This window comes from Lentzea sp. NPDC058450, assembly GCF_042721395.1.
GTDB lineage: Bacteria > Actinomycetota > Actinomycetes > Mycobacteriales > Pseudonocardiaceae > Lentzea.
This window is the reverse complement of the sequence record NZ_JBHXLO010000013.1, coordinates 20768-46209: the sequence shown is the minus strand read 5'-3', so window position 1 is coordinate 46209 and position 25442 is coordinate 20768. Positions and strand designations below refer to the sequence as shown.

Below are 25442 nucleotides of genomic sequence, written 5' to 3'. Positions count from 1 at the left end.
ACAATCCAAAAGCTGACACACCCCCGGTCAGCGCCTGTGGAGATCCCCTCCGGCCCCCGCGTTCCTCCCCCTGGCGCGGGGGCCTCTCCATGTCCGCGAGGCCGCTCGGCGGGCATCTTTCGCGGCGCGCCGGCGGTCTACTCTCAGTGGTCCCATTTACACCTTGGGGTGACCCGGGTCACAGGGGTTTGGGTTCCGTGACCGACCCGTTATCGTGTCCCGGTGCCTATCGGATCCCTCGGACGCTCCAAGTCCGGCCGTCACCGCGATGCGGAAGAACCGCAGCAGCCGGAGACGTCGCACGACGAGGAGCTGACCTCTTACCTGGCGGCCCTGGCCCCGGACGCGGACAACGAAACCACCGCGTCGGGCTTCGGCAGCGCGCAGGTGTACCAGCTGAGGCTGCAGCTCATGGCCAACGAGCAGCTCAAGGAGCTGGCCGCCGAACGCCAGACCTCCCCGCAGGCTCTCGCCACGGAGTGGGTCATGCAGCGCCTGGAGTGGGAAGCGCGCCAGCGCGGCCACTAGACCCAGTGACGAAGAAGGACCCTCTACCGAGCCCGGCAGAGGGTCCTTCTCGCGTACGACTCTATTGCGGCGTTTTACAGACTTCAGACCGCGCGGACGTTCTGGGCCTGCGGACCCTTGGTGCCCTGGCCGACCTCGAACTCCACTCGCTGGTTCTCCTCCAGGGTGCGGAAGCCCTGACCCTGGATCTCCGAGTAGTGGACGAAGACGTCAGCGCCGCCGTTGTCCTGGGCGATGAAGCCGAAGCCCTTTTCGGAGTTGAACCACTTGACAGTGCCCTGTGCCATGAACCTGCCTCCATCGCAGGAAAGCTTGGGGCTGCACTTTGCAACCCCGGCCGTCCCGGGGGCGTTCGGCAAACTCGGTGAGAGCGCACCTCACGCCCGCGTGTCGTTCCGCGAGCGTGTGAAGCACGAACACAGAAACCACGGCCTGCGCGGGTCAGCCTAACGTGTGATTGGTCATAGCACTACAGGTCATTACTGGCCGGTTGCGTGCCTCAATAGGCGCAAACCCGCTGGTCCAGGTGGGTGATCGCAATCTTGGGAGCAACGTGTTCCACCGCCGTGCGTCCTCTTGACATCGGACGAGGGGATCTTGGGGGAGCACGTGTTCAGGCCACTGGTTTTGGCTGCGCTACTGGGATTGGCCGCCTGCAGCGCGGCACCGGAGGGGACGCCGACGGCGCCCGTCACGCAGGAGAAGGCGAAGGCCGCGGTGACGGTCACGCCGGCGTCGGGCGAGGGGATCAGCCCGGCCGGTCCGTTCGAAGTCGGTGTGACCGGTGGTGCGCTCACCGCCGTCACGCTCACGAACGCCGAGGGCAAGGCGGTGCAGGGGGAGCTCACCGCCGGTCGTTGGGTCGCGACCGAGGACCTGGGCTACGACAAGGCCTACGCGTGGTCGGGTTCGGCCAAGGGTGAGGACGGCGCGGAGGTGCCCGTCAGCGGCTCGTTCCGCACGGTCAAGCCCGCCAAGCTGACCAGCGCGAAGCTGAACGTCGGCGACGACCAGACGTACGGCGTCGCGATGCCGGTAAAGGTGACCTTCAGCGCGCCGGTGCAGGACAAGGCCTCCGTGCAGAAGGCCATGACCGTCAAGACCTCCGTGGCGACCGAGGGCGCGTGGGCGTGGCTCTCCGACACCGAGGCGCACTGGCGGCCGCGCGAGTACTGGAAGCCGAACACCGAGGTGCGGCTGGACGTCGACGTCTACGGCGTGCCGTTCGGCGGGGGCGCGTACGGCAAGGCCGACATGCACGCGGAGTTCAAGATCGCGGACCGCGCGCTGGTGGCCAAGGCGAACACGCAGACCAAGCGGTTCGAGATCTACCGCGACGGCGTGCTGCTGCACGACTTCCCCGCGTCCTACGGCAAGGAGAGCGTGCCCGGCCGGGTGAGCCGCTCCGGCATCCACGTGGTGCAGCAGAAGGAAGCGTCGCGGTTGATGACCAACCGGGCGTTCAACTACGAGAACATCCCGGTCACCTGGGCGGTGCTGATCTCCCAGAACGGCGAGTTCGTGCACGAGAACAACGGCACGATCGACAAGCAGGGCCGGGAGAACGTGTCGCACGGCTGCGCGAACCTGTCCGGTGACAACGCGAAGGTCTTCTACGACCTGACGATGGTCGGCGACCCGGTCGAGGTCACCGGCTCGACGATCCAGCTCGGTGCGGCCGACCCGGCCGGCGTCGCGCCCGGCGACTACTGGGAGTGGACCATGGACTGGGCCACCTGGACGTCGAAGTCGGCCGCGACGAACTAGCTCTTCTCGGTGATGGCAGGTGGTTGCGGGATCTCGTACCCCGACGGACCGACGTTGCGTTCGAGGGCCCGCTTCCACTCACCGCTCGAAATCATCTTCTCGATCGCGGAGTTCACCTCGTCCCGGGACTCGGTGTCGCCCTTCGGCACGCCGATCCCGTACCGCTCCTTGGAGAACGTCTTGCCGACGAGCTTGAGCAGCTCGGGGTTCTCCGCCGCGAACCCGGCGAGGATGACCTCGTCGGTCGTGACGGCGTCGACGTTGCCCGCCATGAGAGCGATCACGCAGTCGGAGTACTGGCCGTACTCGATGATCTGCACCTGCTGCGAGAAGTCCGTCTTGACCTTCTGCGCGGACGTGGATCCCTTGACCGAGCACAGCTTGCGGCCGTTCATGGTCTCCGGGCCCTGGATCGAGTCCTCGGTGTAGCGCACCAGCATGCCCTGGCCCGTCTCGAAGTACGGGCCGGCGAAGGCGACCTTCTCCTTGCGGGCGTCCGTGATCGAGTACGAGGCGATGATCAGGTCGGCCTCGCCGTTCTCCAGCATCGACTCGCGGGCGGCGCCGCGGGCCTCCTTGAACGTGATGCCGCTTTCCTTGACCCCGAGCTCGTTCGCCACGTACTTGGCGACCTCGACGTCGAAGCCGACGTACCGGCCGTCGAGGCGCCGCTGGCTCAGGCCCGGCTGGTCGTAGCGGATGCCGATGGTCAGCTTCCCGGAGTCGGCACGTCCGATGACTGTGCTGGTGTCACCGCTCCCACAGGCGGTGGCGAGCACCGCTACGGCAGTCAGGAGCGCGGCACGACGGATCACGACAGGCCTTCCGGGGGTGTTGTGGATTCGTGCGCAATGCTACGGACCTGCGGCGATGATCGACTGTGATGTATGACAACTACGGAAGCCTCGCTTTGCTGGGTGTCACATGCTTCCCGTGGCGTTCGATCGCGAGCCGCAGATGCCCTGGTGGGGCCAGTCTCCTGATCTTGCCCGGAACCAAAAGCGCAGCTCGGCGCATCATTCGCAGCCACCGGTCAGCGTGGCGGTACGGCTCGCGGCCGTGTAGTTCGAGAGCCCAGTCGGGTAGCACCGAGTAGGCCAGGTGGCCTACCAGAACCCGGTACGCGGGCAGTCCGTGGCGGACCCACCCTTGCACGGGTGGTCCGTGCAAGAAGGTGTAGATCACGTCCGATTCGTCCGTTCGGCGCAGGTTCGGACGCATCCGTTCGAGGTAGTCGAGCATCTCGCGGCGCGAGCCGGGAACCTCGTCCTCGTGCAGACCGACGAGCGTGGCGGCGAAACGCTGCTCCGCGTAGTAGCGGTCCTTCTGCCGATCCGTCAGCCCGTAGCCCGCGCGGGAGAGAACGTTCTCGAAACAGAAGACCTCCGAGCAATGAACCCACAGCAGCAGTTCGGGTTCGTCCACTCGGAACGTTCGGCCGTCAACGACACCGCGCAGACTCCGGTGCGTGGCGCGGACTCGTGCCGCGGCGGCCGCGATGTCCTCGTCCGTGCCGTAGACGCCGAGGCCGACGAAGTCCGCCGTGCGCTTGAGCCTGCCGAGCGGGTCGGCCTGGAAGTTCGAGTTCTGCACGACACCGGCGACGGCCTTGGGGTGCAACGCTTGCAGGTACAGGCTCGCGATCCCGGCGATCCACATCGTCGGGTCTGCGTGCATCTGCCAGCTCACGGAGTTGGGATCGGGCATGCGGACATCGTCCCGCCTCGCCAGGATGAAGACCATGGACCTGGACCAGGCACGCGACGTGCTCCGCAGCCAGCACCGCGCGGTCTTCTGCGCGATCAAGTCCGACGGCACCCCGGCGATGTCGCCGGTGCTCGTGTCGCTCGACGACAACGGGGACGTGCTCGTCTCCACGCGGGCGACCGCGTACAAGACGAAGCAGGTCCAACGCGATCCGCACGTCTCGTTGTGCGTGCTGCCGGACAGCTTCTTCGGACGGTGGATCCAGCTCAACGGCACCGCGACGGTCGTGCCGTTGCCCGAGGCCATGGACCTGCTGGTCTCCTACTACCGGACGATTTCCGGCGAGCACAAGGACTGGAACGAGTACCGCGCCGCGATGGAACGCGAACAGCGCGTGATCCTGCGGATTTCGCTCACCTCCGCCGGGCCGGACAGGACCGGGTGAGGCTGTAACACCGTTAGCGGGGACAACGATTCCACGGGGACGGCGGCTACCTGGCAGGCGGAACCTGGGGAGCGGAAGCGATGACTGGTGTCAGACGCCGCGGCTACTTCACAGCCGCGGTGGCGGTGATGGGCGCTGCCCTGATCGCGGCCTTGTTCTCGGCACCCCAGGACAAGCCCGTGGACATCCGCCTGGTCGCTCCGCCGCCTCCGCCGCCCGAGGTCGTCATCGCGACCGCCACGACCACCGTCTCCGCCGTCGGTGCTCATCGGCCGCCACCCCCGCCGCCTCCTCCGCCACCGCCGGGGGCAGGGGACCGGCCCCCGCCTCCTCCCGGTCACCGGCCTCCGCCACCGCCGAAGCCGGGCACCAAGCCGCAGCCGAACCTGGCCGACCTGCTGCGCTGCGACTCGCCGCTGTTCGCCGACGTCCAGCGCTGCCTGAACTGGCCGCTGGACGAGGAGTTCTGCGACTTCCTCGAGGACATGCAGCTCGAACCGGCCGACCTGCTGGGCCCCGACGACGGCCGGTTCGACCACTTCGACCGGTTCGAGCTGACCTGCGACATCAAGCCTTGAGCTCGCGCAGCCTCGTGAGGTTCGCTTCCGCCAGCGAGCCGAGCAGCTGCGCCTCGCCCAGGTAGTGGTCGTCGATCAACGCCTCCACCTCGGCGTCGTTCATCGCCGGCACGATCCGCGCGGCCATCCGGTTCATGTTGCGATAGCTGCCCTGCAACAGGAACGGCTGCCCCGACGGGTCGGCGGCCGACGCGATGTAGGCCTGGTTGACCTTGAGCACGACCTCCTGGATCCGCCGCAGCTTCCGCACGACCGAGAGCAGCCGGTCGAGCTCGACCGTCTCGTACTCGTGCCGGACGGTCTCGCCGTTCACCAGGCGCACCAACGGTTCCACGTCCGCGCCGCCCAACGTCGGGTTCGAACCCGACGCGTTTTCGAGGTAGCTCAACGCGAACAGCTCGTCGCGTCCGGACAGCACGTCGCCGAGGTTCCACACGTCCGCGCGGTTCGCGAGCATGTCCGGGACGCGGAACGCGCGGCCCGTCTCGGTGTACGGGTTGCCGGCCATCGACACCGCGAAGCGCTTGCCCCGCAGGTCGAACGTGCGCGGCTCGCCGTCCCAGACGCCCTCGATGCGGCGCTGGGCGTCGCAGAGCGAGATGAACTTCTGCAGCAGCTCGGGTGAGGTGTGCTGGATGTCGTCCAGGTGCAGCAGGACGTTGCTGCCCAGCGCGAACGCGAAGTTGATCCGCTCGACCTCCTGGCGCGCGGTGGCGTTCGGCGCCTCCGCCGGGTCGAGCGAGGTGACGCCGGTGCCCAGCGCCGGGCCGTTGACCTTGACGAACACCATGCCCAAGCGGTTCGCGACGTACTCGATCAGCGTCGTCTTGCCGTAGCCGGGCGGGGAGATCAACATCAGCAGGCCGGTGCCGTCGTTCAGCTGCTTGCTGAGGTTGTCGCCGATCAACGGCAGGTAGACCTCGTTCAGCAACCTGTTGCGCACGAACGTGTTCAGCACCGCGGGCTGGTAGTCGTCGAGCCTGAGCCTGCGGCGTTCCTCGGCCAGCAGCTCGTCCCGCCGGCGTTGGTAGGCGCGGAACGCCGGGACCTGGTCGGTGGTGAAGGTCCGCAGCCTGGTCAGGGTCTCGTCCAGGCGCAGCTCCAGCGCCTGGTTGTGGACGCGCGGGTGCGTGCCGAGCAGACCCGTGACGGTCTCGGTCAGCGCGGCGCTGGAGTCGTACCTGGGCAGGTCGGTGAGCAGGATCGCGACGACCTCGGGGAACTCCGGGCAGTTCTCGTCCTTGAGGAACGCCCTGAGCCACGCCTCGATGAGGTCGCGGTCGTGCAGGTCCTCGTGCACGACCGCGCGGAACCTGTCGATCACGGCCCTGGCGGCCTTGCTGGTGACGAATCCCCTCGGCTCGCAGGCGAGCTCTTCGAAGAGGTACTCGGCGGCGAGGTCCTCGAGCCCGAACTGCCGGGTGAGCTCCGGAATGCCGTGCGTGCCACCGAAGATCGTGCGCGCACGGGCCAGCGACTCGGCCTTGCGTTGCCACACGGCACGTTGGTCGTCCGGTTGCGCGGCCCAGAAGATCTGCGCCGCCGCACGGGCCTGCGGCGGGTACCTGAGCAGTCCGGCACCGGCGTGCAGTCGTTGCAGGACAGCGAGGATCTTCTCGGCGTCGTGGTCGTGGACGCCCTTCTCGTAGCCCTCGTCGTAGCGTTCGGCGGCGGCGTTCACGACGTCCGCGCGGCCCTCGGCGAGCAGGCTGCCGGCGAGGTGTTCGGCGCGGTAGACGTCGTCGGTCTCCGAGACCAGGAGCTGGTTCCAGAAACCCTTGGTGCTCGCGAAACCCTCGTCGGTGACCTCGCTGCGGTAGTCGGTTCCGGTGACGGCGTAGTAGAGCCTGCCGTCGCGCGGGACGAGGGTGAGGTTCATCGGCTCGGTCGTCACCGGGAAGCGGTGCCGGCCGAGCACGATCGACGCGCCGTCGTACAGGTCGGTCCGGTCGCGCAGCGCCCGGCCTCCCTCCTGCCGGGCGTCGCGCAGACTCGCGTCGAGCTCGTCGGCCCTGACGTCACCGAGCTCCCTGAGGTTCTCGGCGACCGCGCGGACCTTGGCGACCATCGGGTCGCCGGCGAAGTACGTGTTGATCTCGTCCGTCGAGGTCAGCTTGCCGACGCGGCGGCGGATCGTGCCGAGGACGCGTTCGGCGGACTGGACGAGCCGGTCGGCCTTGCGCGCCCGTTCGTCGAGCAGGGTCTGCTTGCGCGCGGAGAACGCCTCGTAGACGTCCGTGCGCTTGGCGCCGACCTGCGCGAGGAAGTCGTCGAACTCGCCGAACCGCGACTCCAGGTTCTCCAGCTGCAGCAGGAGCCTGCCGAGCTGGTCGTCGCAGCGCTGCGGGGTGTCCGCGACCGACAGCGCGCCGGTGATGGCCTGGCCGAGCAGCGCGAACTCCGCCGCGAACTCGGCGCGGCCCTCGGCGTTCGCGAGCTGAGCCCTGCGACCGTCCACAGTGGCCCGTGCGCGGTTGACCGCGGCCAGCACCTCGCCGATGCTCGCGAGGATCTGCGTGCGGGTCGTGGTGTCGGCGGCGTCGAGCGTGCTGACGACCTCGGTCAGCACCTCCAGGCCGGTCTGCTGCTGCGCGAGCCGTTCGCGCAACGGCTTCGCCTCGGCCGCCGTCCTGAGCTCCGCGGCCGCGATCTGGTCGATCTCCTCGTGGTACTGGTCGAACGCGCCCTCACCGCTGAGGAACGCGACGGCCCGGCGTGCCGAGGCACCGAGCTCCTCGACCAGTTCGGCCTCGCGCCGGTCGATCTCCTCGACGTCGACGTACCTGAGGTCCTTGAGGGTGATCAGGCGGCCCTGGGCGGACCGCAGGTCGGCGAGCAGGCGCACCCACTCGTCGGCGCTGCGCGGGGCCGCCGACCTGGCCAGCCGGACCAGGCTCGCGAGCTTCTCCGCGGCCTCGTGCAGCTGCTGGGCCGCGTGCTCGGTGAGCGTGCGGACGGCCTCGAACTCGTCGAGCACCTGTTCCGCGGTGGCGCGCACGGCCAGGACGTCGGGCTTGAGGCCCAGCTCGTCGAGCCAGAACACGCTGTCGACCACCCTGGTGCACAGGGCGATCAGGCCCTCGAACACCGGCGCGCTCGGCTTCATCTCGGCGCTCATCCTGGTGATGGACAGGCAGTCCGAGATGCCGCGGACGAGCTCGGCGTTGCCGATCCTGGCGAGCGGGCCCGCCTGGTCCGGCAGCGTCTCGTCGGCCATGAACGGCGTGCGCCAGACCTGCATCGGGTGCACCCGCACGGCGTCCGAGCCGGTCTCGCGGAACACGACCAGCGTGCCGTCGGCGAAGAGCGAGTAGCCGTGGCAGGTGATCGGGGTCGCGACCTCCTTGCGGATCACGTTGTAGGGCAGCAGAAGGCTGCGGCCCTCGCGCCGCGCGTGGTAGACGAACAGCACGTCCTCGCCGTTCGCGGACTTCACGACCCGTTCGAACTCCAGGTCGTCCGTGTCGACGTCGAACGTCTTGTCCGCGCCCGTGACCAGGTAGAACCCGCCCGGGAAGATGATGCCCTGGTCTTCCGGGAGGCGTTGGCAGGCCTGGCCGATGCCGTCGAGCCGGGTGACCTCCTTGGTCCTGGTGTTGAAGACCAGGTGCCTGGGCGCCGTTTCCTTGTACGGCAGGATCTTCAGCAGGATCAACGGGCCGACGCGGGCGTAGTGGATCTCCGCGTCCGCGAGGCTCTGCAGCGGTTCGTCGATGGGTTCTTCGTAGACACCCTGGCCGGACTCGGTGTTGTTCTCAATCTTGACGGTGAGCGTGCCGCCGACCGTCTCGACGAACACCTCGTTGTCGATCGCGATGTGCGGGTGCCGGCCGAGCACGTGCTGCTCGCGGGTCGTCTCGACCCACGTGAAGTCGTGCGCGGGCGGGAAGACGTGGTCGCGGTCGCCGCGGTTGTCCACGTACTGCACGGTGCCGTCGACCTTGACGTCCCAGCGCAGGACGTGGATGTCCTCGATCCGCACACCGGTCTGGAACACCGCGAGCAGCCGCTGGTCCACGATGCGCAGCTGGAGCAGCCGCGTCTCGCGGTAGTAGCGGTACAGCTCGGAGAAGTCGCTGCGGAACTTGGGGTCCCGCAGGAACTCCGGCTCGACCGCGGCGAAGTCCCTGCCGTGCGCGGCGAAGACGTCGCTGACCGCGGTCTCGGGCTTGAGGCCCATGAAGACGTTGTAACCGAACAACATCACGTCGCCGAGCGCCACGATGTCCCGTGGCACGCAGTTGTTCTCGGTGCGGATGCGTTCGGTGGCGACGAGTTCGAGCGCCGTGCTGCCGAACGTCTCGACGCGCTGGGCGTTCAGCGCCTCGGTGCCGCGGGCGAGCGCGCCGGCCTGGTCGGCCAGCCTCGCCCGCAGCACCTCGTACGTGCCGGCGTCCAGCCCAGAAGGGGTGGATGCCGTCATGCGCTCTGGCCGGAGTTGTTGTTCTTGGCCATCTGGGTCAGGGCGATCGCCGCGGCGACGTTCTGCGCGTCACCGGTCGTGAAGGAGCTGAGGATCTTGGTGAGGTCCTCCGGGAAGTTGCTGGTCCCGTCCATCCACTTGCTGCCCAACGCCTGCACGACGTCGGAGTTGCCGACGAAGCTGTCGACCTGCTTGCCCGCGGTGATGGCGTTCGCGATCTTGTCGAAGAACATCGTGTCGCCACCGACGATGTCGATGTCGGCCTTCTCCAGACCGGCCGCGAGGACCATGGCCTGGGCTTCGGCGACCTGACGCTGCACGTCGATGCCCTTGAGGCGGATCTCCTTCTCCGCTTCGAGGCGCAGCCGGTACTCCTCGTGCTCGCGGGTCGCGGTGTCGAGCGCGGCCATGGCCTCCGCCTTGTGCGACAAGCCTTCCGCCTCGCCCTTGAGGCGTTCCTTGATGCCCTCGGCGTCGGCGAGCGCCTTCTCGCGGTCGACCACGGCCTCGGCCCGGCCGAGCGCCTCGGACGCGGCGGCGTCCCGTTCCTTGACCTGGGCGTCCGCCAGGCCCTTCGCGGCGGCCTCGGCCTGCGTGCCCTCGGCGAGCCGGATCTTGGAGCGGGCGTCGAGGTCGGCGGCCTTGTTGCGCGACTCGGCGAGCACGACGGCCTCGCGGGCCTTGTGCTGCGCGGCCTGTTCCGCGGCCTCGGCGGCCTTGATGTCCTTGACCAGCGACTCCTGGGCCTCGGCCTCGGCGCGGATCACGATCTGCTGGCGCTCGCGCTCGGCCTCCTCGACCGCACGCAGGCGCTTGATGTTCTCCTCCTGCTCGGCCACCGTCTTCTCGACGGCGACGCGCTCGCGCACCAGGTCTGCGATCGCGCGGCGCTCGTGCTCGAGCTCCTTGTCCTTCTCGATCATGCGCAGCGAGGTCTCGCGCTCGCGGGCGATGACCTCCAGCAGGCGGTCCTTCTCGATGCGTTCGGTCTCGACGGCGATCACGCGCTCGCGGTTCTTCTCGGCGACGGCGATCTCGCGAGCCTTGTTCTCGGTCTGGATGCCGAGCTGCTCCTCGGTGCGGATGAACGCGGTGTTGGCCTTGAGGCGTTCCTCGGCCTGCACCTTCTGCGTCTCCGCCTCCTGCTGCGCGCGGGCGGTCTCGATCTCGCGCTTCTGCTTGATCTCCGCGTCGGCCTGGCGGCGTTCGAGTTCCAGGATCGCCTCACGCGCGCTGACGTTCTGGCGCGTGATCTCCTTCTCCTCGTTGCGGGTGAACTCGTTGGTCTTGACGTGCTCGATCGCGGTCAGCTCGGTGATCTTGCGGATGCCCTGCGCGTCCAGGATGTTCGCGGGGTCGAGCTGCTTGAGCGGCGTCTGCTCCAGGTAGTCGATGGCCGCGTCCTCGAGGCTGTAGCCGTTGAGGTCGGTGCCGATGACCTGCACGATCCGGTCGCGGAACTCGTCGCGGTGGGTGTAGAGGTCCACGAAGTCGAGCTGCTTGCCGACGGTCTTGAGCGCCTCGGAGAACTTGGCGTTGAACAGCTCCTGCAGCGTGGCCTCGTGGCTCGCGCGCTCGGTGCCGATCGCCTGCGCGACCTTGATGACGTCCTCGACGGTCTTGTTGACCCGCACGAAGAACGTGATGCGGATGTCGGCGCGGATGTTGTCCTTGCAGATCAGGCCCTCGTTGCCGGCCCGGCGGATCTCGATGGTCTTCACCGAGATGTCCATCGTCTCGCAGCGGTGCAGCACCGGCAGCACGACCGTGCCGGTGAAGGTCACGTCGACCTTGCGCATCTTCGAGACGATCAGCGCCTTGCCCTGCTCGCACTTCTTGAAGAGTCTGCTCAGCGTGATCAACGCCAAGATCAGCACGAACGCGCTCACGGCGATCAGCACGATCAGCCCTGTAGAGATCGCACCCATGTACTAGCCCCCTGTGGTGATGTCCACGACCCAGAAGAACTCGCCCTCTGCGTCGTAGTCGAAGATCAACGCGGTCTGCCCCGCCTTGAGGTCGGTGCTCTGCGCAGCTCGCACCTGAACGACCGCCGTACCGCCGTCGTCGGCGGTCACCTCGGCCTGCCCGTACTGCTCGGTGACCCTGGAGGTCCGCACGATCGCGGTGCGGCCCACGAAGTCGTTGCGGGACGCCGGTTTCTCCGGCTTCGTCCAGTTCCTGACCGGGATGAGAAGGATCCGCGTGACCAGCGCGCCGGCGAGCAGCGCACCCCCGAACACCGCGTACCTGAGCTTGCCCTCCGGCGTGTACACCGTGCCGACCAGCGCGGCGAACCACGTGATCACGATGAACATCGAGATGGAGATCGGCATCACGGGAGCGTCGAAGTCGAGCCCCACCAGCGCCACGGTGAGCCAGTAAGCCACCACTATGAGCAACAGGAAGCTGAACACCACCGTCGGAAACGCCAGTGCGGCAGCCAGGAACTCGGTCATCATCGCCCCCCTTCTCGTCATTTTGATGCGCGGGAGGCCGTTTTCGTTGCACTTCGATGCAAATCGATCCGATCGCCGTCCGAATCGGACACCGCTGACCCATCCGGACCATCCGCGGCGCACCGGCTAGCCTCGGGTGTCGTGATCCCCGTCGTCGTGCTCGCCGGCTTCCTCGGTTCCGGCAAGACCACCCTGCTCAACCACCTGCTGCGCACGTCCGGCGGCACGCGGATCGGCGTCCTGGTGAACGACTTCGGCAAGATCAACATCGACGCGTTCGCCGTCTCGGCCCAGGCCGACTCGATGGTGTCGCTGCCGAACGGCTGCCTGTGCTGCGCCGTCGACGGCTCCGAGCTGGAGGGCATGCTCGGGAAGCTGGCCTCGGCGAACCTGGACGTGATCGTGATCGAGGCGTCCGGCCTGGCGGAGCCCGCGGCGATGGTGCGGATGGTCGCGCAGGCGTCCGGGGTGTCCTACGGCGGGCTGATCTACGTGGCCGACGCGGTGGAGCTCGACGCCGTTCCGCACCTGGAGCGCGACCTGGCGCTGGCCGACCTGGTGGTGCTGAACAAGGTCGACCGGGTCGCGTCGCTGCCCTCGTTGCCTTGTGATGCGCCGGTCCTGCCCGTCTCGTTCGGGCAGATCGACCCGGCGTTGCTGTTCGAGGTGCGGCCACCCGACGTCGGGCCGCGGCAGCTGACGTTCGACGATCTCGACGACCACTCGACGCACGCGCACGCCTCCTACGACAGCGTGACGGTGGAGATCGACGAGCCGTTGCACCCCAAGCTGTTCATGGACTTCCTGGCGGCGCGGCCGGAGGGGTTGTTCCGCGCCAAGGGTTTCGTCCGGTTCCCGCTCGGCACGTTCGTGCTGCACACCGTCGGCGCCTACGTGTCGTTCACGCCGGTCGACGACGCCCCGACGCAGCTGGTGCTGATCGGGGCGGGCATCGATCCGGAGGCGTTGACGGACTGGCTGCTGGCGTGCGTGGCGGACGCACCGGTCACCGAGCAGGAGATGCTCTGGGTGCTCCGGTACGCCCGCTGAGGGTTGTCACTTCTTGCAGAGAGCCGTGTCCATCACGTCGAACATCTGCTGGAACTTCTTGGCCGGGTCGTCGCCGAACGTGCCGGGCAGCGCGGTGAGCGTGACCGCGGCGTGGTTGCCGCCGTCCGTCGCTCCGCCGAACGAGCCCCAGCCGTGGATCGACCCGCCGTGGCCCCACCAGACCCCGCCGCAGCTGAGCTTGGTGGCCTCCAGGCCGAGGCCGTAGGCGCTGCGCTCGTCGACGGTGATCGTCTTGCGCATCTCGTCGAGCTGCGGCTTGGCGAGGATCTCGCCGGCGAGGAGCTTCCGGAAGAACTTGGCGACGTCCTGCGGCGTGGAGACCATCGCGCCGGACGCCCACGCCTGCGACGTGTCGAGCTCGGTCGCGTCGACCACAGTGGACTTCGGGTCGGTCAGGTCGCTCAGCGCGTACGCCCGGGCGTGCCGGCCGCGGATGCTCTGCTCGCCCTGGTTCGGCCAGTAGGTGTCCTTCAGTCCGGCCTTGCTGATCACCTCGCCGATCGCCTCGCCGACCGGGCGTCCGGTGACCTTCTGGATCAGCAGGCCGGCGACGACGTAGTTGGTGTTGCTGTACTCGTACTTCTCGCCGGGCTGGAAGCTCGGCGGCTGGCTCAGCGCGACGTCCAGCAGGTCGTGCGGGGCGAAGTACCTGTCGCGGACGTCCGCGATCTTCGGGACGCCGATCTGCATGACGTAGTCGGGCAGGCCGCTGGTGTGCTGGAGGACCTGCCTGACGGTGATCCGGCTGTCCTTGATGTGCGGCACGTACCTGTTGACCGGCCCGTCCAGCTCGACCTTCTTCTCGGCGGTGAGCTGGAGCGTCGCGGTGGCGACGAACGACTTGGTGATGCTGCCGATCCGCACCTGTCCGTTGACCGGCGCCCTGCCCCGCGCTTCGTTGCGCCCGTTGACGTGCGCCTCGACGCCGGGCGTGCCCTGGGCGACGATCTGGTCGAGCTGCTGGGGAACGAGGAGTGCGAGCGCGGTGACCGCGGCGACCGCGATCACTTCGCACCGCACAGGGCAGCATCCACAGTAGACAGCATGGCGTCGTGGGCCTTCATCGCGTCCTCAGGCGTGTCCTGGAACGTGCCCGGCAACGCCGTCACCGCAACGGAGAACGCCCGCCCGTTCGGCGCGACACCACCGCGCGTCTCGTACCCGTGGATGTCGCCGCCGTGACCCCAGTAGCGGCCACCGCACGTGAGCGGCGTGCTGGCGATGCCCAGCCCGTACTCGGCGCCGGCCCACATCTCGCCCTTGGTCTCGACGGTCTTCTGCATTTCCTTCAGCTGCGCCTGGGGAACCAGCTTGCCGTTCAACAGCGCGCTGTAGAAGAGGTTGAGGTCCTTGGTGGTGGAGATGATCTGGCCGGCCGCCCACCCCCACGACGGGTCGAGCTCGGTGACGTCCTCGATGCCGTTGCCCGTCTTCGAGTACCCCTGCGCGTGCCTGCCGCGGATGCCCTCCTCACCGACGCCCGGCCAGTAGGTGTCCTTGAGCTTGATCTTCTGGACGATCCGCTGGTCGACGTTCTCCGCGATCGGCCGCCCCGTGACCTTCTGGACCAGGAGCCCGAGCAGCACGTAGTTCGTGTTGCTGTACTTGAACTTCTCGCCCGGCTCACCCGTCGTGGGGTGCGCGTTGCCGATGTCCAGCAGCTCGCGCGGCTCGTAGTACCGGTGCCGCTGCTCCTCGAACTTGTCGAGCCCCATGTAGTTCGTGTAGTTCGCCAGCCCGCTGGTGTGGTTCAGCAGCTGCCGGACGGTGATCCTGTCGTCCTTGACGGCGTTCGGCAGGTAGTGGTTGATCGGCTTGTCGAGCTCGACCTTGCCCTCCGCCACCAACTGCATGACCACGGTGGCCACGAACGCCTTGGTGTTGGACCCGGCGCGCACCTGCCCGTTCCTGGGCACCGGCACGTTCTTGCCCAGTACGGCCGTGCCGGAGACGTAAGCCGTGCTGCTGCCGTTCTGCGTCGTGGTGCCGAGCGCAGCAGGGAACCTGTGCTCCTTCGTGAGCCCGTCGAGCTTGCCCTGGAGCCCGCCGGGTGGCGCGGCCATTGCCGTTCCGCTGAACAACATGGCCGCCGCCAACACGCCTACCAGCGTCTTCTTCATCCTGTGCCTCCCCTTGCCGTGGTGAGGACCAGGTTTCCGCTTACCGGTACCCCGTCGCAGTCAGGCACACTTCCGTTCTCGGGGTGGAGCAGGCTCTACCTCAGTAGCGCACGTCGCTCTGCAACAGCGGCGGGTAGATGCCCGAGCTCTCGCCGTCCACCGTCGTGCCGGCGAACTGCAACATGGCCCGCAACTCCCCGTGCAGTCCGGCGGGATAGTTGAGCTCCGGCTTGGACACAGCATCGAGTTTGGCGAGCTGGTCTTGGCTGAGCACCACCTCGTCGAGGTTGCTCTCCAGGTGCTCCAACCGCCGCGCGCCGATGATCGGCACCACGGTCCCCTCCCGCTGCCGGAGCCAGGCCAACGCCACCGCGGCCTCCGACCGCCCCGTCTCGCGCGCGATCTCCGAGACGACGTCGATGACCTCGAACTCCTTGGTGCTCGGCCCACCCACGAACTTGACCCGCTCCGAGTCCGCGACCTGCCCGTTCCGCCGGTACTTGCCACTGAGGAACCCGTTCTTGAGCGGACTCCAAGGCACCAGCGCCAACCCGAGTTCCCTGCTCATGGGACCGATCTCACCCTCGACCGTCCGAGCCAGCAGCGAGTACTCCACCTGCAACGCCACCAACGGCGTCCACCCCCTGAGCAGGGCCAACGTCTGAGCCTGCGCCGTGACCCAAGCAGGCACGTTGGAGAACCCGATGTACCCGACCTTGCCCGATCCCACCAACTCGTCCAGAACCCGCATCGTCTCCTCGACGGGGGTGTTCCGATCCCAGTTGTGCAGCCAGTAGAGGTCCAGGTAGTCGGTGTTGAGCCTCCGAAGCGTGTCTTCGAGCTGCCGGCGAACCGACGTCCGCCCCGCCCCACCGCCGTTGGGATCACCGGGGTGCATGTTGAAGAAGAACTTGGACGCGAGTACGACCTTGTCGCGGTTGCCGTTGCTCCTGAAGAAGTCGCCGAGGATCTTCTCCGAGTGCCCGTTGGTGTAGAAGTTGGCGGTGTCGACGAAGTTCCCACCCCGGTCGAGGTAGGCCCGGAGGATCTTCTCGGACTCCTCCACACTGCTCCCGGCGCCCCCGGGGTCCTCACCGAAGGTCATCGCGCCGAGGGCGAACGGGCTGACGCGGAGGCCGGAGCGGCCCAGGGTGACGTAGTGGTCGAGCGGCATCTCGGTGTCCCTTGCTGTCGTCGTTGCTGACACCTCCCATTCCAGTCGCCGCGGCCGTTCGGGGGTACGACAATCCCCGCACACTCTTGCCTGATCCTCTCCAAGCGTTGGTTGGCGGTGCGTCAACGGTGAGGTTGGGAACCCGGAGGACATGCTGGGGCGGAGATCGGTAGGCTGTCCCGGCGAGGGCTGCTAGCTCAATTGGCAGAGCAGGAGACTTTTAATCTTCGGGTTCAGGGTTCGAGTCCCTGGCGGCCCACCAAACCCCCAGGTCACAGGCCTGGGGGTTTCGCTCTGTTCGGGTCTCCCCACACTTAACCCACACAAAACCGCTGGTCATTCAACTTCGCCGTCGTTCCCTTGATCGTCTTACTGCTCACCAAGCGCCCCTTCCAGGGCGTCAGCAGCACGCCTATCGACCGTCTTGCGGCCCATGTAGGTGTCCTGCGTCATCGACGGACGAGCGTGACCGAGCTGGTCCGCGACCTGCCTCGCAGAGAGCCCCGACTCATCGAGAATCGTGGCCGCCGTCTTCCGGAAGACGTGCGAGGTCACCCACGCGAACTCGTCCCCACCCCGCGCCTTCCGGAGGTCCTTCCGCGTGTTGGACGGGTCACGGAGCCCGCCGAGGGCATCCGGGAAGATCGGCCCGTTCGGGAAGCTGGTGGCCTTATGCCTCCGCTTCAGCATGTCGAGCGCACGACGTTCTGAGGAGCCGCACCGTGGCCCGCACCGATCACTACCACGACCCGAACGCCCCGAAAGGCGACCAACATCGTTGTAGCAGTGAGCGCATTCGTGCAGGACGATCAAGGTCGGCTGCTGATGATCCGCCGTACCGATAACAACCTCTACTCGATCCCGGGTGGCGCGCAAAACGTTGGTGAGACGGTCGGCCAGGCCATCATCCGGGAGGCAAAGGAAGAGACCGGGATCGACGTCGAGCCGGTCGAGATCATCGGCGTCTACTCCGATCCCAAACACGTCGTTGCCTATACCGACGGCGAAGTGCGGCAATAGTTCTCAATTTGCTTCCGAGCGCGGCTTATCGGCGGCGAGCTTCAGACGAGCAACGAGTCAAGCGAAGTTCACTGGGTTAGCCTCAGGGACTTGGACTCTCTGAACATCCACCCATCGATTCGACTCCGGATCGAGCATGGATTCAAGGACCGGTCGACACGCTACTTCGCGGTGTAGTTAATCCCTGCAGCAGGTAGCCGCTCGTCCGTACGCTCAACCACACCGATCAACTCCGACTTCGCCTGGCGAATGAAGAAGGTCACCAAGTCTTCCGGCCCGTACCTCTTCTGAATCTCTTCAAGACGCTCGTGCACGTTAGTTGATCCGCCGCTAGGCGTAGTGGTCATGTCCGCCCACCACAGAACGTCCCTCGTAAGGGTCCGTTCATCGATCCATCCAGAAAGCTCTGCCACCAACCCGCGCAACTCAGCTTCTCTATAAGCGCACGAGTGATGAGCCACTAGGAGGCAAAACCGATCAGGAAATTCCATAAAACGCAGATAATTAGCACCATCTAAAGCATGAAAACCGGTCGCAGAAACCTTCGGCTAATAACCTAGATCATGCACCAGAGCCGACCCGACAAGAAAGTTTCGATCAATTCAAGGAAGAACCGCAGCCGCGCCATGAGCACGCAATGCGACCCCGATCACGTGCGACCATCGCCCAGGAAGAGCATCCGCGAGCAATTCTCTCGCGATCGCAAAGAATTTCTCGACCAACGGATCTCCAGGATTGAGAGTGAGAATCCTTTCGACTTCATTCACAGCTTATACCCCTGCCGACATAGATATGCAATCCACTCCAAGACAAAGTGCGTAACAAAGTACGAAACCTCATCCAGATACTTTTCAACTTCAGCTCGCGAAGTCCCGCCCTGCTGGAACACCTCACCAAACGGCACATTTCCGTGCGCAATATCATTCCTGAGGAGCGCCAGCTTCTGAAGAGACGTGGCCCAGCTCACCATTGGAAAAGCATCGCCATCTAGCCCATAGATGTCCCATATTCGATAGAAGTGCTCAGGACGTAGTGTGCGACCGTCAAGAGGTGGCTGCGCACTCTTTCGCTCAACAGGAAGACTCATTGGCTCGCTGCAGCCGTCGAGAGTCGTCGTAAACGCTCGCTTCTCCCAAAGCTTTCCGTGGTCACTAAGCGACCGGAGACTCTCAAATGCGTCATGGGCGGCAAGCTGTCTTAGATTGACGGCAAGGTCTTTGAACGGGACCCTCATAGCATTGATTTCACGATGAGTTTTTTGCAGGACGGTCTTAGTGAGAGCTTCAAGCTCCGCACACACGCCAACGATCGCCGCGCCGCGAGATTCTGCCTTCAGGTAATGCAGCGACTTAGGATCGCGATCCGCAAGCTGGTAGCTGAAAAGCATATGCCATTTCAGCTGCTCAACCCGACGGAGCAATCGGTCACAGCATTCATCGAGCTCCGCGATTAGCACTTCATGCATTGGCATCAATATCAGAGTCAAACAACTCCCTTGCCCTGTCAATTCGACGCCGAAGCATAGAACGGGTATTCGTTCCTCCGCTCGATGCGTCACGAAGCTCCGGATCTTCAGCCCAGCCAGCTGGAGCAGGAATCTCCAATTTCTTTCCTTCAGCCAAGAGCTCTCCGACCGCGACCATGCACGCCTCAAACTGAACAAGCGGCGTAATGGAGTGGACCGGGGTAAGAAACGGCTTACCGCCCGTTATCCGAAGAAGCGTGCGGGCCGTTTCCTCGAAGAGAGACTTCTCTTTCTTATATTCAAAATCGGGGGATGCCTGGTGAATGAACCGGTTCAGGAACTTTTCCACGCGACCATCAAAGTCCTCCCGAAAGTTTTTGTAGGCGAAGAACTTCAGCACCTGCTCAGCCCTTGTTCCGTCGTGCTTGTTCTTCTCTTGCAGCTTCAACAGGGTCGCGAAGTCGGAATTCTCGGAAAGCTCTTCGACGAAGTCGTTAAACTTGCCCCGATAAACGCAAGCGCGTACCTCTTGCGGCGACAGCGCCACCGCGCCCTTATTCAGCCGCTCGAACAAGTCGAAGCGAATCTGAAGATCGCTTTTGTCCGTTAGTGACACAACCTGGAGAGGCTGGCGCGCAAAATATATTTGCAGATTCTTAGGCAGCTCGGCGTACGTCATACCGTTAAGTTGCGTAAGTTTCTCAAGTCCCTCCAGGCGCAGCGCTTCGGGACGATCGATCCGCTCAAGATCCGATTCATCCTGAGCCATAAAGTGTGTCAGCGTAGAAATGCGCTGCAATCCGTCGACAATTTCCCACCTAAAGTCAATATTGGTGGCAACAAAGAGGGGTGGCACAGGTAGGCCGAGGAACATTGATTCGATGAATACCGACTCTCCGGTTTTCGTCCACCGAAATTTCCTCTGATAAGCCGGCGCGATGTTCAGCTCGTTGTCAGCCAGCATCCGCATCAACTCACGAGCTGAGAAGTTGTGGTTGGCAACATCGACCCGCTTGCGCTCCTCATACAGCTGGTTCTCAAGCAACCGGAGGTCGTCGGTCTCATCCATGCGCTGCAGCCTATAGCGCCTTGACCATCTGAGCGGGCCTGCCGAATTCTGCTCTACAGGATCAAGGCGCCGCCGCTGGCGGCGCGTGTGATCTGGCGCTGCACCCGCATCCATCCCGGCACTCCCGGCATCCGCTTCGCTGCGCCGGTCGGCCGGGCGGCGCTGCGCGCCGGACCTCAGGCGCCAGCTGACGACCCACCCGATCCGAGCCCGATTCGTCCCCAGCTCCCTACGAGCGCCACCGCAGTCACCACAGGCCGGCTGTGCACGGCGCTCGACTGCCGCGACGGCTGCGCCGCCTTGCCACCGATCAGGCCCCAGACGAAGCCGCAGGAACGCGCGACGAGCACCAAGCCACCCCGACGCCGCGAGCATGACGACGGCCGGCAACGCCGCGTCAAGGCTGGAACGAGAACCTTGACCAACTCCACCGGCCGTGTTCGAGGCTCAGTGTCGGGATGATGGCAGGGGTGTGAGCGGGTCCAGAAAGACCAAGATCAACCCACACTTAACTCTCACAAAACGACGACAAGCATCGAGAAGCGACTGTCCACAGTGCTCAGATCAAGACCGCATCCGCGCAGGTAGTGAGCGCTGTTGGAGAAGATGGGTGAACAACGCCAAGCGAGTGCTCTTACCCTTCGGGTTCAGGGTTCGAGTCCCTGGCGGCCCACCAAATCCCCAGGTCACAGGCCTGGGGGTTTCACATTTCAAGGTCGCTGACACACCTTTGACACGCTTTACCGTCTGACTCTCAAGCAGCGGCATCCGGCAGAACGGTCGCCATCCGCGTGCCGTGCCGTGTCAATCTGCCGGCCTTCCCATACGACCTCGTCGTATGGGAAGGCACTCGTCCTGAAGACGACGCAACTGCCCGAACGACGCTCGACGACTTGTACGAGCGCCACGTTTACTCCGGCGTCAAGCAGGCTCCGACACCGATGATCGCGAAGTACGTCGCTGCGTTGCTGGACCGCTGGCCGGACTTGAGCGAGGACGACGAAGACACCTCACCCTGGTCGACAAGCCACGTCGATGGGACTGGTTTGCTTCGATCCTCGGATCGACGGTCTGAGGAGCAAGTAAACAAGATCACCCCGCACAGGCTTGGGGTTTCGCTTTGGCGGGCCTGGTGCACTAGGTGGTCATGCGTGGGTGACAGTGCGGTTGCGAACCAGTTCCTCGGTGCAGAGTGCCGAATTCGCGTGCGGACGCGTCTTTGTGTTGCGTACTGTGCGCGCAACACAAAGGGGGTGCGGCATGACGAAGCTGAACCAGATCATCGCGGTGGAGAAGAGTGTCAAGGGTGGCACGCTTCGGGACCTCACCGACGCTCATCACGGGCTGCAGAAGCCCGCGTTGCTGGCCGGCATCTCCCGGACGTACCAGCCCAAGGACGAGGACGGCGAGGTGTTGCCGCCCGAGTCGACTCGCGTGCAGGTCAAGGCCGAGGACGTGTTGCGGAAGACTGCCTCGGTGATGACTCGGCTCTTCGACGTCACGGCTACCAAGGACTGGGCCAACCGCGTTGCCAAGGCCGACGTGGTGGTGGACGGGCAGACGTTGCTTCGCGACGTGCCTGTGTCGTACCTGCTCTTCCTGGAGAAGCAGCTGACGGATCTGCACACCTTCGTGAAGAAGCTGCCGTTGCTGGATGCGGCCGAGGACTGGAGTTTCGACGAGTCCGCGGACTACTGGCGCACCGAGCACGTGCGGACCATTCGCACGAAGAAGGTGCCTCGCAACCACGTCAAGGCCGAGGCGACGGAGAAGCACCCGGCTCAGGTCGAGGTGTACTACGAGGACGTGCCGGTGGGGTACTGGACCACGGTGAAGTTCTCCGGTGCGTTGCCTGCCCGGCGGGTCAACGAGTTGGTGGACCGGGTCGAGAAGCTGCAGCACGCGGTGAAGTTCGCCCGCGAGGAGGCCAACAGCCTGGAGATCACCGACGAGCGCGTCGGTGGCGTGGTCTTCGACTACCTGTTCCGCTAGCGCCCAACAGACTCCCCCGCTGGAGCGCGGGGGTGCGTTCCTCGGCAGAGGAGCGCAAAGCTGAAGCTGAAACGTCAGCCTGAACCACTCGGTCACCAGTGGGGGTTCGAATCCCTCTCCCGGCACCATCGCGCCGGGATAGCCCAAGTCGGCAGAGGCAAGCCGGGATCAAGCTCAGACTCTCGCTCCAGATTCAGCATTTCCGCCGAACGCCAGATCACTCGAGACCGGACAAGACTCGCCGAGGTGCAGGTTCGAATCCTGCTGGCCGCTCTGCCTTGCGGCCGTAGCTCAACGGAAGAGCGCGGCGACCTAAGGACTGATCCGACTCTTAAACGTCGCTGGTGTGTGCAATTGGGCGGCCAAGCGAGGCCCCGGACTGGACATGTCCGGGGCCTCACCTATCTGAGTCAGTGGGCCATTACCTCGCCCGAGGCGTTCGTGCGGTTCGGCAGCAGGAACGCCACCGCGATCGTCGCGACCGCCAGCACTGTCGCCACGACGAACGCCAGCTTCATGCCGCTCAGCTGCGCCGACGACGCCGCGACTCCCTCGGCGACCAGCGACGACGAACGGGCCGACATGACGGTCACGACGAGGGCGGTGCCCACGGCCGCCGCTACCTGCTGCAACGTGCCGAGGATCGAGCTGCCGTGCGGGTACATGTTCGGCGGGAGAGCGCCCATGCCGAGGGTGAAGATCGGGGTGAAGGTGGCGGCGAGGCTCACCATCAGGAGCGCGTGCAGGGCCAGGACCTGCCAGTACGGCATGGACATCGAGACCTGGGTGAAGCCCGCGAGGGACAGGACGATGCCGATCGAGCCCGGGATGATCAGCGGGCGGCTGCCCAGCCGGTCGTAGAGGCGGCCGACCGTCGGGCCCAGCAGGCCCATGGCGAGGCCGCCCGGCATGAGGAGCAGGCCCGTCTCCAACGGCGTGAGGCCGCGCAGGTTCTGGAGGTAGAGGGGCAGCAGGATCATCGAGCCCATCATGGCCAGGAAGGCGATGCACATCAGGGCCAGCGACAGGGCGAAGGTGCGGTGGGTGAGCGTGCGGAGGTCCATCAGCGGGGCGCCGGTGCGCTGGAGCTTGAGCTGGCGGATCACGAAGAACGCGATGGTGGCGGCGCCGGCCAGGACGATGCCGATGCTCGGGCCCAGGTTGGACTCGCCCTCGCCGAAGAGGCTCAGGCCGTAGACCAGGCCGCCGAAGCCCAGGGTGGCCATCGAGGCCGAGGCCCAGTCGAGGGTGCTGACCTGGGGTTCGCCGATGTTGTCGAGCTGGCGAAGGCCGAAGTACGTGACGGCGCCGGCGATGGGGATGACGGCCACGAAGAGCAGGCGCCAGGAGCCCAACTGGAGGATCAGGCCCGAGATGGCCGGGCCCAGGGCGGGGGCCACCGAGATGGCGAGGGTGACGTTGCCCATCACCTTGCCGCGGTCCTGCTCGGGGACGACGGTCATCAGGGTGGTCATCAGCAACGGCATCATGACGGCGGTGCCGGCGGCCTGGATGATGCGGCCGGCCAGGAGGATCGCAAACGTCGGCGCGATCGCGGAGACCGCGGTGCCGGCGAGGAAGACGCCCATGGCGATGGCGTAGCCCTGGCGGGTGGTGACGCGCTGGAGGAACCAGCCGGTGACCGGGATCACGGCGGCCATGGTGAGCATGAACGCCGTCGAGACCCACTGCGCGGCCTGTTCGGTCACGTGGAGGGACTCCATGAGGCGCGGAATCGCGTTGATCATCAGCGTCTCGTTGAGGATCACGACGAACGTCGCCAGCACGAGCAGGCGCACCACCAGGGGTGTTCGGCCCGCTTGCGCGGTAGGTCGGTCTTCGATCGCTGCAGGCATGTCAGGCCCTCACTCGGTTGCTGGCATCAGGTTCTTCGCGACACCGGAGAAGACCTGCGGCGTTGAAGGAACTCATCGGTGCTTCGAGTCTTCCTCATCCGCCGCGTGGTCTCATCCAGGTTTTCTCGTCCGTCTACCTGTGCGTCGAACGAGCAGACGACGAATCGACACGGTCGGCCGTAGTTTTTTCCGGATGGGGTGGCGGCTGGGTGAGTTGATCGGGGAGCACGGGGTTCCCGGGGCTCAGGTGGCCCTGCTGAGCTGCGGAAACGTCCAGGATGAGGTCGCCGGGGTGCTGAGCGCGCGGACTCGGATCGAGGTCACCCGCGACTCGTCGGTTTCCGCCCACGTTGACCGCGCGTCAACTTCCCCCGTGCTCGGCACCGGCTTCACCTACTCCAACAGCGGGTTCGTGGTGATCGGACGGCTGGTGGAGGTGGTCAGCGGGCAGGCGTTCCACGACGTGCTGAAGGAACGGCTCATGCGGCCGTTGCAGATCGACGAGCCCGGGCTGGCCGCGATGCGCGAGGACCAGGGCGTGGAGGTGCCGGACCTGGGCAACGGCGCGGTCGGGTGGGGGCTCGGGTGGATGCGGTTCCGCGACGGCGTCGGGCACACCGGGGTGTCGAAGGGGCAGAAGGCCTTTCTGCACGTCGACGCGGCGGCGGGCGGTGGCCGTGCTGACCAACCAGCGTGAACGCCGAGCCGTTGGCGCACGACCTCATCACCGAGCTGATGGGTGAGCAGCCCGTCACACGGTGACGACCACGTTGCCGCGCTTGTGACCTGCGTCGACGTACCGGTGGGCCGCGGCGATGTCGGCCAGCGGGTAGGTGCGGTCGACGATCACGCGCAGCTCGCCCGACTCCAGCAGGGAGCTGATGAACGGCAGGGCCGCGCGTTTGTTGACGGACATGCCGACGAGCACGCGCTTGCCGCCGCGCAGGGCCGTCCACAACGCCCAGAGGTTGTTCTGCAGGCCGGTGGTCGGCAGGTATTTGCCGCCGGCGCGCAGCGAGCGCCGGGCAGCAGAGAAGGACGACTTGGTGACGGTGTCGAAGACGACGTCGTAGGTGTCGAGGTCGGAGGTGAAGTCGTGGGCGGTGTAGTCGATCACCTCGTCGGCGCCGAGGGATCGGACGAGGTCGACGTTCGACGGGCCGCAGACGGCCGTGACGGTGGCGCCGAAGTGCTTGGCGAGTTGGACGGCGTAGGTGCCGATGCTGCCCGAGGCGCCGTTGATCAGGACTCGGTGGCCGGGGCCGACCTTCGCCTTGTCGCGCAGGAAGAACAACGCCGTGGTGGCGCCGTCCACGGCAGCGGCGGCCTCGACGAAGGTCAGGGATGCGGGCTTCGGGGCCAGCGAGCCGTTGGCCGGCAGGCGGACGTAGTCGGCGTGGGCGCCCACGGCGAAGCCGGTGAAGCCGAAGACCTCGTCGCCCGGACGGAACGTGGTCACCTGAGAACCCACCGCCTCTACGGTGCCGGACACCTCCAGGCCCAGGGTGCGCAGGCGGGTCCGCGGGCGGCGCAGGCCCAGGATCACGCGGCCCCACAACGGTTCGCCGCGGCGCATGGCGCACTCGGCGGACGTAACGGTGGTCGCGTGGACCTTGATCAGGACGTCGCCCGGGCGGACGACCGGGACCGGCTTCTCGACCACCTGGACCACGTCGGCCGGCCCGAACTGAGTGTGCACCGCGGCTCTCATGGGAGAACGGTAAGGAGCGGTGGAACCGTTTCACCCCAACGGTTTCGAGAATCAGGG

General features: G+C 66.0%; 21 protein-coding genes, 1 tRNA gene and 1 pseudogene. 9 read left to right on the top strand and 14 right to left on the bottom strand.

The window, feature by feature from the left end; translation table 11 throughout:
* Positions 1 to 222: 222 nt before the first annotated feature.
* On the top strand, positions 223 to 528 hold the full coding sequence (locus tag ACFWNN_RS21005) for a hypothetical protein (RefSeq protein WP_382441598.1): 306 nt from the start codon (positions 223 to 225) through the stop codon (positions 526 to 528).
* 83 nt (positions 529 to 611) lie between these two features.
* Here ACFWNN_RS21005 and ACFWNN_RS21000 read toward each other — a convergent pair whose 3' ends face one another.
* Complete coding sequence (locus ACFWNN_RS21000) at positions 612 to 815, bottom strand: cold-shock protein (protein WP_030477903.1); 204 nt, start codon at positions 813 to 815, stop codon at positions 612 to 614.
* 358 nt (positions 816 to 1173) lie between these two features.
* Between ACFWNN_RS21000 and ACFWNN_RS20995 the strand changes: the two genes are divergently transcribed.
* Positions 1174 to 2295 carry an Ig-like domain-containing protein gene (locus tag ACFWNN_RS20995; protein ID WP_382441597.1) on the top strand — a complete coding sequence of 374 codons (1122 nt, stop codon included), beginning with the start codon at positions 1174 to 1176 and terminating at the stop codon, positions 2293 to 2295.
* On the opposite strand, the gene ACFWNN_RS20990 is transcribed toward ACFWNN_RS20995, so the two are convergent.
* Positions 2292 to 3107 carry a glutamate ABC transporter substrate-binding protein gene (locus ACFWNN_RS20990; protein WP_382441786.1) on the bottom strand — a complete coding sequence of 272 codons (816 nt, stop codon included), beginning with the start codon at positions 3105 to 3107 and terminating at the stop codon, positions 2292 to 2294. The genes ACFWNN_RS20995 and ACFWNN_RS20990 overlap by 4 nt on opposite strands.
* Positions 3108 to 3189: 82 nt before the next feature.
* Entirely contained in the window at positions 3190 to 4002 is an 813-nt protein-coding gene (locus tag ACFWNN_RS20985; protein WP_382441596.1) for an oxygenase MpaB family protein, read from the bottom strand.
* Between ACFWNN_RS20985 and ACFWNN_RS20980 the strand changes: the two genes are divergently transcribed.
* Together ACFWNN_RS20980 and ACFWNN_RS20975 are read left to right on the top strand one after the other, a co-directional pair.
* On the top strand, positions 4001 to 4447 hold the full coding sequence (locus ACFWNN_RS20980) for a PPOX class F420-dependent oxidoreductase (RefSeq protein ID WP_382441595.1): 447 nt from the start codon (positions 4001 to 4003) through the stop codon (positions 4445 to 4447). The two genes, ACFWNN_RS20985 and ACFWNN_RS20980, sit on opposite strands and share 2 nt — an antisense overlap.
* Before the next feature lie 80 nt (positions 4448 to 4527).
* Positions 4528 to 5025, top strand: coding sequence for a hypothetical protein (locus ACFWNN_RS20975; RefSeq protein WP_382441594.1), 498 nt, complete (start codon positions 4528 to 4530; stop codon positions 5023 to 5025).
* Here ACFWNN_RS20975 and ACFWNN_RS20970 read toward each other — a convergent pair.
* From ACFWNN_RS20970 to ACFWNN_RS20960, 3 genes are read right to left on the bottom strand one after another with little or no spacing between them, the layout of a single operon-like run.
* Entirely contained in the window at positions 5015 to 9448 is a 4434-nt protein-coding gene (locus ACFWNN_RS20970) for a DNA repair ATPase (protein ID WP_382441593.1), read from the bottom strand. The genes ACFWNN_RS20975 and ACFWNN_RS20970 overlap by 11 nt on opposite strands.
* Positions 9445 to 11376, bottom strand: a complete 1932-nt coding sequence (locus tag ACFWNN_RS20965) for a flotillin family protein (RefSeq protein WP_382441592.1) — start codon at positions 11374 to 11376, stop codon at positions 9445 to 9447. The genes ACFWNN_RS20970 and ACFWNN_RS20965 overlap by 4 nt, the downstream gene beginning before the upstream one ends.
* A 3-nt stretch (positions 11377 to 11379) precedes the next feature.
* On the bottom strand, positions 11380 to 11907 hold the full coding sequence (locus tag ACFWNN_RS20960; protein WP_382441591.1) for a hypothetical protein: 528 nt from the start codon (positions 11905 to 11907) through the stop codon (positions 11380 to 11382).
* A gap of 141 nt (positions 11908 to 12048) precedes the next feature.
* Between ACFWNN_RS20960 and ACFWNN_RS20955 the strand changes: the two genes are divergently transcribed.
* Entirely contained in the window at positions 12049 to 12957 is a 909-nt protein-coding gene (locus ACFWNN_RS20955) for a CobW family GTP-binding protein (protein ID WP_382441590.1), read from the top strand.
* Positions 12958 to 12963: 6 nt separating this feature from the next.
* Here ACFWNN_RS20955 and ACFWNN_RS20950 read toward each other — a convergent pair whose 3' ends face one another.
* The 3 genes from ACFWNN_RS20950 to ACFWNN_RS20940 form a co-directional block, all read right to left on the bottom strand.
* Positions 12964 to 13998 (bottom strand): serine hydrolase domain-containing protein, encoded by a 1035-nt coding sequence (locus ACFWNN_RS20950; protein ID WP_382441589.1) that lies wholly within the window; start codon positions 13996 to 13998, stop codon positions 12964 to 12966.
* Positions 13983 to 15098: a serine hydrolase domain-containing protein gene (locus ACFWNN_RS20945; protein ID WP_382441588.1), complete on the bottom strand. Its 1116-nt coding sequence runs from the start codon at positions 15096 to 15098 to the stop codon at positions 13983 to 13985. The genes ACFWNN_RS20950 and ACFWNN_RS20945 overlap by 16 nt, the downstream gene beginning before the upstream one ends.
* Positions 15099 to 15198: 100 nt before the next feature.
* Positions 15199 to 16272 (bottom strand): aldo/keto reductase, encoded by a 1074-nt coding sequence (locus ACFWNN_RS20940; protein ID WP_382441785.1) that lies wholly within the window; start codon positions 16270 to 16272, stop codon positions 15199 to 15201.
* A gap of 186 nt (positions 16273 to 16458) precedes the next feature.
* On the opposite strand from ACFWNN_RS20940, the gene ACFWNN_RS20935 reads away from it, so the two are divergent.
* Positions 16459 to 16534: transfer RNA gene (locus ACFWNN_RS20935), tRNA-Lys, on the top strand.
* Between the two features lie 107 nt (positions 16535 to 16641).
* Here ACFWNN_RS20935 and ACFWNN_RS20930 read toward each other — a convergent pair.
* Positions 16642 to 16962 (bottom strand): tyrosine-type recombinase/integrase, encoded by a 321-nt coding sequence (locus ACFWNN_RS20930; protein WP_382441587.1) that lies wholly within the window; start codon positions 16960 to 16962, stop codon positions 16642 to 16644.
* Positions 16963 to 16994: 32 nt separating this feature from the next.
* Here ACFWNN_RS20930 and ACFWNN_RS20925 point away from each other — a divergent pair.
* Positions 16995 to 17469 (top strand): annotated as a pseudogene (locus ACFWNN_RS20925) (NUDIX hydrolase).
* A gap of 586 nt (positions 17470 to 18055) precedes the next feature.
* Here the strand turns inward: ACFWNN_RS20925 and ACFWNN_RS20920 are convergent.
* Positions 18056 to 18757, bottom strand: coding sequence for an MAE_28990/MAE_18760 family HEPN-like nuclease (locus tag ACFWNN_RS20920; RefSeq protein ID WP_382441586.1), 702 nt, complete (start codon positions 18755 to 18757; stop codon positions 18056 to 18058).
* Entirely contained in the window at positions 18750 to 19826 is a 1077-nt protein-coding gene (locus ACFWNN_RS20915; protein WP_382441585.1) for a DUF262 domain-containing protein, read from the bottom strand. Before ACFWNN_RS20915 ends, ACFWNN_RS20920 begins: the two co-directional genes overlap by 8 nt.
* Before the next feature lie 1260 nt (positions 19827 to 21086).
* Between ACFWNN_RS20915 and ACFWNN_RS20910 the strand changes: the two genes are divergently transcribed.
* Positions 21087 to 21818, top strand: coding sequence for a hypothetical protein (locus ACFWNN_RS20910; RefSeq protein ID WP_382441584.1), 732 nt, complete (start codon positions 21087 to 21089; stop codon positions 21816 to 21818).
* 410 nt (positions 21819 to 22228) lie between these two features.
* On the opposite strand, the gene ACFWNN_RS20905 is transcribed toward ACFWNN_RS20910, so the two are convergent.
* Positions 22229 to 23674 (bottom strand): MDR family MFS transporter, encoded by a 1446-nt coding sequence (locus ACFWNN_RS20905; protein ID WP_382441583.1) that lies wholly within the window; start codon positions 23672 to 23674, stop codon positions 22229 to 22231.
* Between the two features lie 193 nt (positions 23675 to 23867).
* Between ACFWNN_RS20905 and ACFWNN_RS20900 the strand changes: the two genes are divergently transcribed.
* Positions 23868 to 24371, top strand: a complete 504-nt coding sequence (locus tag ACFWNN_RS20900) for a serine hydrolase (RefSeq protein WP_382441582.1) — start codon at positions 23868 to 23870, stop codon at positions 24369 to 24371.
* Positions 24372 to 24425: 54 nt separating this feature from the next.
* Here ACFWNN_RS20900 and ACFWNN_RS20895 read toward each other — a convergent pair whose 3' ends face one another.
* Entirely contained in the window at positions 24426 to 25385 is a 960-nt protein-coding gene (locus ACFWNN_RS20895) for an NAD(P)-dependent alcohol dehydrogenase (protein WP_382441581.1), read from the bottom strand.
* Between the last annotated feature and the right edge of the window lie 57 nt (positions 25386 to 25442).

Bases quoted from the DNA above. Each gene is read 5' to 3' on its own strand.
- ACFWNN_RS21000 (WP_030477903.1), bottom strand. From the start codon at position 815: ATGGCACAGGGCACTGTCAAGTGGTTCAACTCCGAAAAGGGCTTCGGC.
- ACFWNN_RS20980 (WP_382441595.1), top strand. From the start codon at position 4,001: ATGCGGACATCGTCCCGCCTCGCCAGGATGAAGACCATGGACCTGGAC.
- ACFWNN_RS20985 (WP_382441596.1), bottom strand. From the start codon at position 4,002: ATGCCCGATCCCAACTCCGTGAGCTGGCAGATGCACGCAGACCCGACG.
- ACFWNN_RS20975 (WP_382441594.1), top strand. From the start codon at position 4,528: ATGACTGGTGTCAGACGCCGCGGCTACTTCACAGCCGCGGTGGCGGTG.
- ACFWNN_RS20970 (WP_382441593.1), bottom strand. From the start codon at position 9,448: ATGACGGCATCCACCCCTTCTGGGCTGGACGCCGGCACGTACGAGGTG.
- ACFWNN_RS20965 (WP_382441592.1), bottom strand. From the start codon at position 11,376: ATGGGTGCGATCTCTACAGGGCTGATCGTGCTGATCGCCGTGAGCGCG.
- ACFWNN_RS20960 (WP_382441591.1), bottom strand. From the start codon at position 11,907: ATGACCGAGTTCCTGGCTGCCGCACTGGCGTTTCCGACGGTGGTGTTC.
- ACFWNN_RS20945 (WP_382441588.1), bottom strand. From the start codon at position 15,098: ATGAAGAAGACGCTGGTAGGCGTGTTGGCGGCGGCCATGTTGTTCAGC.
- ACFWNN_RS20940 (WP_382441785.1), bottom strand. From the start codon at position 16,272: ATGCCGCTCGACCACTACGTCACCCTGGGCCGCTCCGGCCTCCGCGTC.
- ACFWNN_RS20930 (WP_382441587.1), bottom strand. From the start codon at position 16,962: ATGCTGAAGCGGAGGCATAAGGCCACCAGCTTCCCGAACGGGCCGATC.
- ACFWNN_RS20920 (WP_382441586.1), bottom strand. From the start codon at position 18,757: ATGCATGAAGTGCTAATCGCGGAGCTCGATGAATGCTGTGACCGATTG.
- ACFWNN_RS20915 (WP_382441585.1), bottom strand. From the start codon at position 19,826: ATGGATGAGACCGACGACCTCCGGTTGCTTGAGAACCAGCTGTATGAG.
- ACFWNN_RS20910 (WP_382441584.1), top strand. From the start codon at position 21,087: ATGACGAAGCTGAACCAGATCATCGCGGTGGAGAAGAGTGTCAAGGGT.
- ACFWNN_RS20905 (WP_382441583.1), bottom strand. From the start codon at position 23,674: ATGCCTGCAGCGATCGAAGACCGACCTACCGCGCAAGCGGGCCGAACA.
- ACFWNN_RS20900 (WP_382441582.1), top strand. From the start codon at position 23,868: ATGGGGTGGCGGCTGGGTGAGTTGATCGGGGAGCACGGGGTTCCCGGG.
- ACFWNN_RS20895 (WP_382441581.1), bottom strand. From the start codon at position 25,385: ATGAGAGCCGCGGTGCACACTCAGTTCGGGCCGGCCGACGTGGTCCAG.